Origin of the sequence: Streptomyces sp. 796.1, from assembly GCF_047525675.1 — a bacterium.
In the GTDB taxonomy this organism is placed as follows: Bacteria; Actinomycetota; Actinomycetes; order Streptomycetales; family Streptomycetaceae; genus Streptomyces.
In genome coordinates this window covers 101,235-112,766 of sequence record NZ_JBLIWA010000024.1, presented here as the reverse complement: position 1 = coordinate 112,766, position 11,532 = coordinate 101,235, and the positions used below count along the sequence as shown (strand labels likewise).

The 11,532-nt window shown below is 66.6% G+C and carries 9 protein-coding genes and 1 pseudogene; 3 read left to right on the top strand and 7 right to left on the bottom strand.

The annotated features are described in order from the left end of the window. Window positions 1-620: pseudogene (locus tag ACMA1D_RS18225) on the bottom strand (hypothetical protein); the annotation flags it as partial. 509 nt (window positions 621-1,129) lie between these two features. Between ACMA1D_RS18225 and ACMA1D_RS18220 the strand changes: the two are divergent. Next, window positions 1,130-2,530 (top strand): cystathionine beta-synthase, encoded by a 1,401-nt coding sequence (locus ACMA1D_RS18220; RefSeq protein ID WP_414725054.1) that lies wholly within the window; start codon window positions 1,130-1,132, stop codon window positions 2,528-2,530. An 897-nt stretch (window positions 2,531-3,427) separates the two neighbouring features. Here ACMA1D_RS18220 and ACMA1D_RS18215 read toward each other — a convergent pair. From ACMA1D_RS18215 to ACMA1D_RS18190, 6 genes are all read right to left on the bottom strand, one after another. Then, the gene (locus ACMA1D_RS18215; protein WP_414725053.1) at window positions 3,428-4,558 is read right to left on the bottom strand and encodes a methyltransferase domain-containing protein; all 1,131 of its coding nucleotides are present in this window, start codon (window positions 4,556-4,558) and stop codon (window positions 3,428-3,430) included. Continuing rightward, window positions 4,555-5,514 carry an ATP-grasp ribosomal peptide maturase gene (tgmB, locus tag ACMA1D_RS18210; protein ID WP_414725052.1) on the bottom strand — a complete coding sequence of 320 codons (960 nt, stop codon included), beginning with the start codon at window positions 5,512-5,514 and terminating at the stop codon, window positions 4,555-4,557. Before tgmB ends, ACMA1D_RS18215 begins: the two co-directional genes overlap by 4 nt. 29 nt (window positions 5,515-5,543) lie before the next feature. Then, window positions 5,544-5,855: a putative ATP-grasp-modified RiPP gene (gene tgmA, locus ACMA1D_RS18205; RefSeq protein ID WP_414725051.1), complete on the bottom strand. Its 312-nt coding sequence runs from the start codon at window positions 5,853-5,855 to the stop codon at window positions 5,544-5,546. Between the two features lie 176 nt (window positions 5,856-6,031). Further along, window positions 6,032-6,184 (bottom strand): hypothetical protein, encoded by a 153-nt coding sequence (locus tag ACMA1D_RS18200; RefSeq protein ID WP_414725050.1) that lies wholly within the window; start codon window positions 6,182-6,184, stop codon window positions 6,032-6,034. Between the two features lie 527 nt (window positions 6,185-6,711). Beyond that, complete coding sequence (locus tag ACMA1D_RS18195; protein WP_414725049.1) at window positions 6,712-7,251, bottom strand: NUDIX hydrolase; 540 nt, start codon at window positions 7,249-7,251, stop codon at window positions 6,712-6,714. An 85-nt stretch (window positions 7,252-7,336) separates the two neighbouring features. Further along, the gene (locus ACMA1D_RS18190) at window positions 7,337-7,780 is read right to left on the bottom strand and encodes an ATP-binding protein (protein WP_414725048.1); all 444 of its coding nucleotides are present in this window, start codon (window positions 7,778-7,780) and stop codon (window positions 7,337-7,339) included. A 304-nt stretch (window positions 7,781-8,084) separates the two neighbouring features. On the opposite strand from ACMA1D_RS18190, the gene ACMA1D_RS18185 reads away from it, so the two are divergent. Together ACMA1D_RS18185 and ACMA1D_RS18180 are read left to right on the top strand one after the other, a co-directional pair. Continuing rightward, window positions 8,085-9,329 (top strand): transcriptional regulator, encoded by a 1,245-nt coding sequence (locus ACMA1D_RS18185; protein WP_414725047.1) that lies wholly within the window; start codon window positions 8,085-8,087, stop codon window positions 9,327-9,329. A 1,565-nt stretch (window positions 9,330-10,894) separates the two neighbouring features. Beyond that, window positions 10,895-11,254, top strand: a complete 360-nt coding sequence (locus ACMA1D_RS18180) for a hypothetical protein (RefSeq protein WP_414725046.1) — start codon at window positions 10,895-10,897, stop codon at window positions 11,252-11,254. Window positions 11,255-11,532 lie beyond the last annotated feature (278 nt).

The following is an 11,532-nucleotide window of genomic DNA, read 5'->3' as shown; positions in this document are numbered from 1 at the left end:
GGCCCGCGGCGCGACGGCTGCGGCCGGCTGCCGGGCCCGCCGCCAGCGGCAGGTCTGCCCGGCAACCCGGCGGCGAACCTCGCGCGCGTGCCCGCGCCCGTACCGGCGCCCGTCTCGGCGGCGGTCGCGGTCGCCGTCTCCGTACTGGCCTCGACGTCGGTGCCGGCGTCCGGGTGGGGCGCGGGGGCGGCCGGCTCGGCGTGCGGGTCGGTGGGCGGGGCCAGCAGGCGGGCGACCTGGCGGGCCAGGTCGTCGGACTGTGCGCCGGGCAGGGCGACCACCCGCAGCTCCACCGGGCGCTCGGCCACGGCGGCGAGGCCGGAGGCGAGCAGCGCGCCCGGCGTCTGGTGGGCGTGGCGCACGCCCTGGCCGGCGGCGGTGGAGTCGCCGAGGAAGGCCAGGCGCAGCGGCGGGGTGTCGCCGTCGCGGTCGAAGGCCGTGCCGTACCGGCCGTCGGCCGCCGGCGGCACGTCGCCCGAGCCGCCCACCACCCGCCGGGCCATCCGCACCTCGGTCAGCAGCAGTCCGACGGCCGCCCCGCCGAGCAGCCCGATCCCGCCGCCCCCGTACGCCGCGGCGGTCGCGATCCGCCGCGCCACCCGTGCTCTCGACATCGACATGGGCCCGCTCACCTCCGGTCTGTGCTGCGTACGTGCCCCAACCACGACCTGCCCCGAGCGGCCCTGCCCGCGCTGCCTGCCGGACGCGGTACGGGGCGGGCCGGCCGGGCCTACTGACGTGTTGCCCGGATCGCGGCGGATCGCAACGCTCCGGGCGTCCGGTCCCGCCGCATGCCGCAGCCGCAGTGCCGGACGGGGCACGTACCCGCGCGCGGGGCGGCCTCCTGCCGGCTCGCCCCAAGGGTGCGAAGAGGGTGAAGGGGGTGTACGGGCGGGAGCGCGACCAGGTGGCGCATAAGCGACCCCGGCGGAGTGGCTGAAACCCAGGGCTTCGTACGGGGTGGGGGTGCCCTGGCCGCCCGGCCGGTGCCCGTTCGTCAGGGGGCGGTCGCGGTGAGTTATCCACAGGGCGGTCGCTCCCGGACCGTGGCGCAATAGGCTGAAGGAGTGGGCCCGCGCCGGCGGCAGCCCCTTGACCCGCGGAGATCCCGCTGAACCTGGAGTAGGGCGTGCAGTTTCACGAATCGATGATTGAGCTGGTCGGCAACACCCCGCTGGTGAAGCTCAACGGCGTGACCGAGGGCATTCAGGCCACCGTCCTGGCGAAGGTCGAGTACTTCAACCCCGGCGGTTCTGTGAAGGACCGGATCGCCGTGCGGATGATCGAGGCGGCCGAGGAGTCGGGGGCGCTCCAGCCCGGTGGCACGATCGTGGAGCCGACGTCGGGCAACACCGGCGTGGGCCTGGCGATGGTCGCCCAGCGCAAGGGGTACAAGTGCATCTTCGTCTGCCCCGACAAGGTGTCCACGGACAAGATCAACGTGCTGCGGGCGTACGGGGCCGAGGTCGTGGTGTGCCCGACCGCCGTCGACCCCGAGCACCCCGACTCGTACTACAACGTCTCCGACCGCCTGGTCCGCGAGACGCCGGGCGCCTGGAAGCCCGACCAGTACAGCAACCCGAACAACCCGCGCTCGCACTACGAGTCCACCGGACCCGAGCTGTGGCAGCAGACCGACGGCCGGATCACCCACTTCGTCGCGGGCGTCGGCACCGGCGGCACGATCAGCGGCACCGGCCGCTACCTGAAGGACGCCAGTGACGGCCGGGTCCAGGTCATCGGCGCCGACCCGGAGGGCTCGGTCTACTCCGGCGGCTCGGGCCGGCCGTATCTGATCGAGGGCGTCGGCGAGGACTTCTGGCCGACGGCGTACGACAGGACCGTCGCCGACGAGATCGTCGCGGTCTCAGACAAGGACGCCTTCCAGATGACGCGCCGCCTCGCGAAGGAAGAGGGCCTGCTGGTCGGCGGCTCGTGCGGGATGGCGGTCGTGGCCGCCCTCCGGGTGGCCGAGCGACTCGGCCCCGACGACGTGGTGGTCGTACTGCTGCCGGACAGTGGCCGTGGGTACCTCTCGAAGATCTTTAACGACGAGTGGATGGGCCAACATGGGTTCAGCGATCAGCCGATCGCGGAGCCCAAGGCCGGTGACGTGCTGGCACTGAAGACGGCAGGGATGCCGAACTTCGTGCACATGCACCCCACCGAGACCGTGGGGGATGCGGTCAAGGTTCTGAGGGAGTACGGGGTGTCGCAGATGCCGGTGGTCGCACCGGGAGCGGGGCACCCGGACGTGATGGCTGGCGAGGTGATCGGAGCGGTGGAGGAGCGGGTGCTGCTGCACGCGCTGTACGCCGATCACGCCGGTCCGAACGATCCGCTGGACAAGCACATGAGTCCGCCGCTGCCCGTCGTCGGCTCCGGTGAGCCGGTGGCGAAGGTGGCGGCTGCACTGGAAGGGCGGGACGCCGCGGTGGTCCTGGTGGACGGCAAGCCCACCGGCATCGTCACGCGGCAGGACGTCCTGGCCTTCCTCGCTGAGAACGGCAACGTGCAGGCCATGCCCTGAGACCGGTGATCGCGTCGTCAGCAACGGTGAGCGAAGAACTGGGGTCCCGATGGCTAGCACGCGAAACACGCAGGCGCAGGAGAACCGGCCGACTAAGGAACAGTGGGTAGAGAAGCAGCTTGGGCTTCTTCTCCCTGCGATCTCGGAGGCCGCGTGGTCCGAGATCTGGGAGGTCATACAGCCCGAAACTCCCACCGATCGCTGATGCCAGCGGTCATCCGGGATGGCGACGCCCCCACCTGCAAGGGTGGGGGCGTTTCTCGTTTGGGCGGATGGTTCATTCATTCATGGGCTGGGGGCGAGCCCCGCTCACGCGGGGAACACGTACGTGCTGAGCGCGGCCTAACCGGCAAAACGAGCACAACCCCGGGCCAACCCTGCTCGCGCAGGGAGCACCGCCTGGAGGAACTGGGCGCGGCGCCCTTCCCCGGGCCAGCCCTGCTCGCGCAGGGAGCACAAGCCCTGGAGCGCGGTCTGCCCCTGGGCGCTCGGACCAGCCCTGCTCGCGCAGGGAGCACGTGCGCTGGAGAAGGGCGTTCGCCAAGTACGTCGGACCAACCCTGCTCGCGCAGGGAGCACATGCGGCGCGCTGGGGGCGTGCGGCGGATTGGCGGATCAGCCCCGCTCGCGCGGGGAGCACTCGACCACCGGCTCTCCGGCGCTCACGCGGATCGGATCAGCCCCGCTCGCGCGGGGAGCACCTGGTCCAGGACGGCGTCGTGGTGACGAAGATCGGATCAGCCCCGCTCGCGCGGGGAGCACGCCAACCTGGTGTCCGGCACCCGCACAGGCAGCGGATCAGCCCCGCTCGCGCGGGGAGCACCCTTTCCGACCTGCGATGTTAACCGAGGTTTGCCATCGCTTGACCATGACGGGCTTGATGTGGACGGACGTGGTTCAGACGCTCGGCAGGTGCCATGAGGGGCCGGTGGGGGAGCCTAGCCAGAGGGTGTGGTCGCCGTCGGGGGTCACGGTCAGGCCGTAGCGGTCCAGGCCCGGCCGGCCTTGTCCTACCCAGTCGTTGAGCAGGGATGCTCGTTCGTCCCACAGGTTTCGGGGCCCGTCGTAATCGAGGCGTGCCAGCCGGACGTCGAGCATGGTGATGCGGGCCCACGATTGGGTGGCCGGGTCGTGGATGCAGTGCACCTGGCGCTTGGTGGAGTCGGTGTAGGAGAAGTTCACCGCGGAGGGTTGGAGAAGGGCGCTGAGGAATTGCGGGATGCCGCCGTTCATATCCGTCGGGACTTCGATGGTGCGGTCCTTGCCCTGCGCGGCGATCAGCCGTGTGGTGAGCTGCTGCGCGGTGGTGCTCACCACATCAGGTGTGTCGCGAGCGGTCATGAACGAGGCGGGGTAGGCGTGGAAGCGCCCCTGAGCGGTGTGGTCCTTGGCGACGAGCAGGCGGGCGACACCAAGGCCCACGTTGGCCACGACCAACCCACCAGGCAGTACCTGCTGACACCAGGCCGCGGGAATGCGGCCGACGCCGAACGTGGCGATCAATCGGTCGTAGGGAGCGTGAGCGGGCAGCCCCTCGCGTCCGTCGCCGGCTGCCATGGTGGGGAAGTAGCCGAGTCCGTGTACGCGCGTGGCTGCGGCACGGACCAACTCGGGGTCGATGTCGAGGGAGAAGACTCGGCTGGGGTCGAGCCGGTGGCACAGGAGTGCGGCGTTGTATCCGGTGCCGAGCCCCACCTCCAGCACCTTGTGGTGGGACTCGACGTTCAGAGATTCGAGCATGCTGGCCATGAGCCAGGGCTCGGTGGAGGAGCTGGTGGCTGTTCCGGCGGCGTCGAACTGGGTGAGGAGGGAGGCGTTCGAGTAGATCACCGGCAACCGGTTCGGGTCGTCCTCGGTGTAGGTGTGCTTGCGGCCCTTGGAGCGCACGGTGAACTGGCCCACGAAGGCTTCCCGTGGAATCTCGGCGAAGGCCGAGCGCCATTCCTCGGTACGTAGCGCTCCTTGGTCGGTGAGTCGTTCGACCATGATGCGGCGCAGGTCTGCGGTGGAGGGCGGTGCGGTGGTCATGATGTGGGTTGCTCCAGGAGGTCGGCGATGGCGTGGGTGATGGGTTCGCGGAGGAACGGCACGAAGGCCCACTGGCCGTTGGGGTTGACGTCGACGAGGTACCAGTTCCCGTGCTCGTTAACGAGGAAGTCCAGTGCGGCGTAGCGGAGACCGAATTCGTGCATGAGCTTGCGCACGCCGTCGTGGACTTTGTCCGGCACGGTGCACGGCCCGTAGGTGAGGCTGTCGTAGTCCCTGCGGAAGTCGATGCGGCTGGCATCCGACCCGGCTCTGATGCGCGCGGCGAACATCTGGGTGCCGACGACGGTGAGCCTGACTTCGAACACCTTGGGAATCCACTGCTGGAACTGGTGGGCGGTCAGGGCGACGGAGTCGTCAATGTCCTCGGGACGGGCCTTGGTGGTCCACAGGGCGTGGGGTTGCCCGTCGACCTCGGTGGGGGCCTTTGTTCCCAGGGCCTTGTAGGCCGCGACGGAATCGGGGAGGGCCTTGACGAAGCTGCGGGCGTCTTCGGGGTTGTTGGTGATCAGGGTTCTGGGCACGATGAGCCCGCACCGGGCCGCGGTGGCCAGAGCCATGGGGGTGACGCTGGCTACCGCGTTGCGATAGGGGTGATTGATCCAGGGGCAGGGCAAGGCGGTGAGGACGCCGAGCCCGGCGCGGGCCTCGCTCTCGGCCCATCGTGCATCCCCTTCCGACATCTCGTCGGACAGATGGACGGATGAGGGGCGCCGGTAGTACACGGAGGTGACGCGGTCGAGGAGTAAGTCCTGGTGCCGGCCTTTGAGGGAACCGACCCACCTCTTGTCGTAGGGGCCGATATGAGCGCTGAGCCCCACGGCCTGGGGGAAGTCCCCCGGGTCGAGTCGGTGGACGCGTACGCCCCTGTTGTTGAGCTCGGCTATCACCAGGTCCGCGGTCGCGTCCGCGTCGCGGGTCAGCACCAGGACTGTCATCGCTTGCTACCTCCGGTCAGTGGGCCAGGTCAGTCGGTGTCGTTTTCCTTGTCGTCGGCGAGCTGGCTGTCCTCCCGGGTCTGGGACGTTGTCTCGAACTGGGAAGCCAGCGACGGCTCGTTGATGAACGGCGTGCCCTGCTTGGTGACGCTGATCTGCCGGGTCGGGCACAGGGCCAGGGAGGGCAGGACGGACCGCACCGGGGTGACCGGTACGGCCCGCAGCAGCCCGAACGGCCGCACGGAGGAAACCGCGTCCTGGCGACGTACGGGGCGGGACGGGTACGGGAACATGGACGGCGCGAGCGTGTTCGGCTCCGCCGCCAGATCGGTGGACAACATGTTCTTTCCCTTCTCTTGATCGTCTTTGGGTCATGTCTCTTGGTGCGCCCGCAGCGGCGTGCAGCTCTTGCGCGCGGCGGGGTTCCAGCCCAGCGCCCTGTCGTGCACTGGGGCGAGGCTGGAGCCCGCCTCCGACACGGCTGTCCTCTCACGTGCCAGAGGCGGGAGACCTGGGGCTAGGGGAGCTTGGCGATCTTGACCTTGCGGAGCTGCCGGACAAGGTGTGTGGCCAGCACGTGACGCAGTCGCGGGTCTCCGTACTTGAGCTCCGGGACCGATTTGTCGACGGCCCATCCGTTCTTCGTGCGCTCGTACGCTGTCCCCAGCACGCCCCACAGCTTCGGCAGCCCCACACGTAGGGCGATGAACTGATCTCCATGTGGGCAAAGCCGCACTGACGCGCGTGCGTGCGCCTCGCACAACGGTGGCTGGGTCGTCAGCGCTCCCTCCGGCCAGTTCGGCGAGCGGTTCTCGGGGTGTGGTTGGTCCTTCGGCCAGGTAAGGAACAGGTATCCGTCCTTGTTGCGGCTGGCCGGGCCTGCGCACACCTGGCACTTCAAGGCGTACATGCACTCGAACTGGCGCTGACTGTGCATAGCCGCGAACTCCGGGCTTCCGACGCCCCGAGACTGCGTGTGGCGGGCCCACAAGACCCCGGCTCCGTCGCGATCTTCTGCCCTTGGGACCTTGTAGGCCAGACGGGAGCCTCCACCGTCGTACTCGATCGTGAGCGCGGACACGCGCCCCGCGTGCTCGCTGCCCCAGGACACGATGTACGGAACCAAGCCCGGTGACCGGCCAGGCCGCCCACGGCCCGGAGCGCGACGCTTGCTGTTGGACGACGATGCCTGCACCGCTAACTCCTCTGGAAGTGAATCGAGTTCAAAACTCGGTGCCGAAGCCTGGGTGACTGGATCTCGGAGACGGGACGCCACTCGACGCCCAACCGGCCCATCACGGGAGCCAGGAACGCGGAATCCGTCCGGTAGACGTATCTGAAACCGAACTTCACAGCGGCCGGCCCGTCGTGGGGGCCTGCGCTGTCCACATCGATGACCAAGGGGTGCTCGACGCCCTCGACCGGCCAGACATCGAAGATTCCCGTCTGCTCCATCACGGCGCGCAGGGCAGTGAAGCCGAGGGTGCTGTCCGAACGATGGGGTGGGACCTCCGGGAAGCCCCACCCAGTACCGGTCCAGAAGAACAGAGCCTGTCCTCGCTCATCCACCACCACGGCACCGGCCTTCACAGACGGGCAGCCATCTCGGTGAGGACAACGGCCCGCTTGCACATGCTCCTTGAGCGAGTCGAACAAGGGCAGCAGGATGTCGATCTCCGACCGATGATCGGACATATACCGTGTCAGCTCCCGGATGATGTGACTTGAGTTCACCATCCCGACTGCCCTCGCGTCCGAGTTCGGTGAAGCCTCACCGGAGCGATGGACCGGCGGCGGCGCTTCTTCCTCAACTGGTCAGCCATCAAATGGCCTTGCTGTTGGAAGGCGTCTGTCTGGCCAGCATCTCTACCCATACCGTCTTGCCCTTGGGGTGGACGTCGACGCCCCACTGGTCAGCGGTGAAAGCCACGAGGGTCAGCCCCCGACCGCTCATGTCTTCGCCGCTGCTCCGGAAACGCAACCTGGGGAGCTTCTCGGACGTATCAGTCACAGAGATGCGCACGCAGTGCCGGTCAGGCATCGTGATGCTGAACTGCACCAGTTCGCAGTTCGTGTGTTGAACCGAGTTGCCTACCAGCTCAGAAATGGCCAGCACGCCTCGGTCGATCAAGCAGGCCAGATTCCAGGTCTGTAAGACAGCCCGGACCAGACTGCGAGCGCGGGCGGCGGACTGCGCCTCACAGGGCCAGGTCTCGCTGTAGCCGGGAAATCCGGTCGCACGGGGTCGCGTCGTGGTCGTCGTCACCGAGCCCATCCCTCCGGGTTGGCAGGGACGACCACCTCGGGCAGGGCGGCGTCCCCTCCGCCGCCGATGAACCTCGGCGGTAGTGGAAGTCTCCGGACGTCACGGGGTGCAGCGGAAGGTTTCTTGTGGGTTTCTCTCGCTCCCCGTGATCGTTGAACTGCGTCAGGTAATGTCGACGTACCTTCAGGGACTGGGAGAGGCGATGGGTAACCCACCATCAAAACATCCGTTGGCATGCATGATGGAGCGACGAGGGTGGGGTGTGGTGGAGTTCGCGGCCCGCATGCGGCGTAGAGGAGAGGAGTTGAACCTCAACCTCGCCACCAGCAGGACGACGGTCTACAAGTGGCTTGAGTACGGGCAAACACCCGACGAAAAGACTCAACGTGTGATCGCTGACCTGCTTGGGCTTCGCCCGGAATGCGTGGAACCGGATGCGTGGCCCCTGTGGCTGCCGGTCTGGGAGATCGTTGGGCTCCAACGGCCGTGGACGCTTGCCGGTACCGTGGGAGCGTTAAGCGACCTCGTGAGGAGTGGACACATGGACCGTCGGGGCTTCCTCACCATCACCGGAGCGTCCCTGACCGCGATTGCCGCGAACTGGGCGGATGCCCCAGATGCCTTCGCTGCTGCCGCGGATGGCGACAAGGTGACGGGCGCGATGCTTCGCAGCCTGGAACAGCGAGTCGAGTCGCTTCGCGACCTCGACGCAGAGATGGGCGGTGCTCGCCTCCTGGAGCACGCCCGCAGTGACCTGGCGCTGATTACCACCATGATCAAGAACGCCCACTACACGGATGTGGTCGGCGCACGACTCCATTCACTTGCGGCTCAGGTCTCCTATCAGACTGGATGGGCTGCCTACGACTCCGGACTTCACTCGGTTGGCCAGCAGTACTACGTGGCCGCTCTTCGCTCTGCTCGCACGGCAGGCGATGATGAGTTGGGGGCGTTCGTACTCGCCGAAATGGGCGTGCACGCGTCAGACGGCGGATACAACCGGGAGCGCGGGCAGCTACTCGAAACAGCGCTTCACGGACGGGAAAAGTCCCTCTCTGACCTCTCGCGTACGTACCTCTATCTGCACCTCGCCGCAGCGCGAGCGCACGAGGGGGAGCATCGGGGGGCAGCAGTCGCTCTGGAGAAGTCAGTGCAACTTTGGGATCGCCTCTCCGACGAACGACCTCCGTGGCTCCAGTGGTTCGGCGAGTCGCAGATCAACGCGACCCGTGGCAAGACAGCATTGCGCGCTGGGCAGGCCGCCCAAGCTGCAAGTCTGCTTGAGGCTTCGATTGGCGCCGCGGTACCTCGTGACCAAGCGGTGCGGGCTGGCCTCCTCGCCAATGCGCGACTCGCCGGCCACGACTTGGACGGGGCTTTGGACGCCGCGAACCGTGGCATCGGGCTTCTCGAAGGACGAGTGGCCTCGGCCAGGGCAGTGGGCCGCTTGCGTGAGTTCTCCGGGAAGCTGAGCCCGTACGGGCAGTATCACGGTGTGCGGGAGCTTAATGACCGGCTCAAGTCTCTTCCGGCTGCTGCGGCTGCCTAGGCCCCGCGACATCCGCCCTCTTTCAATCACGGCCCCTGCCTCGTAAGCGAGTGCAGGGGCCGTGGCACTTCGTGACACCAAAGATGTCGTTGATGCAAGAAGACACAGGAATTTGAAGGTTCAGCGTCAGGGGGACGAGCATCCAGCAGTGCTGGACGCTTGGGTGTTCCAGACCTGGCACGACGGCCACAGCGCACTCGACTCGACGTGTCGCCATACCTGAGCGCCGTGAAGTCCGGAGACCTCAACGTGATCTCGGGGCCCGGGGGGACTGACCGCCCAGCTTCATGATCGTGCTGGGCCGAGGCCCCTCGTCTTTCTCGCCCTCCAAGAGGGGTATAGGACCTCCGCAAGAATTATGTAGGCGTCATCCGGGCCTCGCCGTAACGGTTCGTAAGTAAAAAGTGGCTGACTTCACTTCTATAGTTCATTGCTTCACTCACTGGGAGCCGCCTTCTCGGTTTGTACGGCCCAGAACCACCCTCGTGGGGCTGCTGGGTGCTTTTCCGGGGCGACCGAGGCTCTGTGTTGGAAGAAGCCGGCGAGGCGGAAGGCGGGCGCTGAAAGCTTCATACCCGTACGGATTCGGAGGAACCCACCCCCGGTGGGTCCTGCTGCGTTAATGAAGGGCATTACCCCCACCTACAGCGCGCTGCGGGGATGGTTCATTCATTCACCGACCACCGGTGGGGAAGGGCGCCGGGCGCGTCAGGTCGGGGGGACCTATGCCCGCGATGAATGAACCGTTCGGGTGCAGTCGCCCGGCGAAGGTAGGGCAGTGCCACGCATCACCGCCCGGGGCGTTCCGCGCCCGTTTGAGCCTGTCTCGACGTCATAGTTGAGCCCTTTTATGACCTACCTCACTTCTCAGCCTGTTGCCTTTTTGCCGTGAAGATGCAACGCGCGTCTTCCTTTAAGGGGGATGAGGGGCGGTGCGCAGGACTTCCTTAGATCAGAAGTTGTCGCGAGACCATGACTCGGGTAATGTTCTGCATGTCGAAAGGCGCCGCCCGGAAGGGCCGCCCCGGGGGCCCACTCGCGTAAGTGAGGTAAGGGCTTGGGTTTCAGGCGGAAGGGTTCAGGCGCTGCGATAGGTGGGCTCAATGGGCCTTTCCCGAACCCTCTAAGTGAATGACCGTCCCTGTTGGTAGCAGGGGTTAGGGCGGCGTGCAGTCTTTTATAAGCAGCAGTTAGGTCCTTGCGTAAGACCCTTGCCGAAGGGTTGCGGGGAAACCCCCTGTGAACACCCATACGCCACGCCCGGCGAAGCGAATAACCGGGCTGAACCTAGAGCGCCCGCTTCTATATCTGCATGTGTTGCAGCGTGAGGCGGAGTATGTCATAGGAGAGTGAGTTAGAGCGGGAGTTGGCCGTCCCGTTGGGTAGGCCGAAAGACTAGACAGCAGGGCGCTTTGGCGTTAGTTGCCGAAGCGGCCTGAGTCTGGTGCCTCGGGGCCCGTGTGGGGGTTCTTCCAGTTCGAGTCTGGCCCGAGGCGCTTTGGTGCCGCACGACGGCGCCGAATCATGCCCAAAAAGTTGTTGCGAGACCACAGAAGGTAGGCGTTATGGCTACTCGGATAGTCAGTGTTGAACAGCAGTACCGGTCCCTGCTCGACGGTGACGGGCTGACCTTCTCGCCGACGAGTCCAACTCCGACCAGCGGGTTCATGGTGAGCCTGGCGGGGAGCGAGCGCACTTTTCCCGTGTCGCGCTTCACGGCCAATGAGCTTTCCGAGTACGTCCGGGACTATGCATATCGCGCTGCCGAGGAGTCGCTTTTCTATGGAGCGTGGATCGACGGTGGTCTCGTCTACCTCGACCTGTCCGTAAATGTGCAAGATCGTTCGCAGGCCATTGCCCTCGGTCGCCTGGAGTCGCAGCTTGCGATATTTGATGTGGCCAACTCTGAGGTGATCTCGTTGTGATTGGCAATTCTTCAGTATGGCAAGTAGGTGACTTGGCTGGTCGCTGGAACGGCCGTGTGCACGGGGCGTGCCAGAATTGGACTGATCTCGAATTTCCGAGCCTCCACGCGAGCATGGAGTTCCTTGCTGCCGCTGGGTGGCTCGATCGTGCGAGACTGCGCGACGCGGTGGAAGATCACCGACGTCCGGTCGTACTGCAAATACCCAACGAGGTATTTCCCCGCTGTCCCTTCCGCTTCTACTGACGCGCCTTACTTGGGGTCGTCCGATGCTTCCGG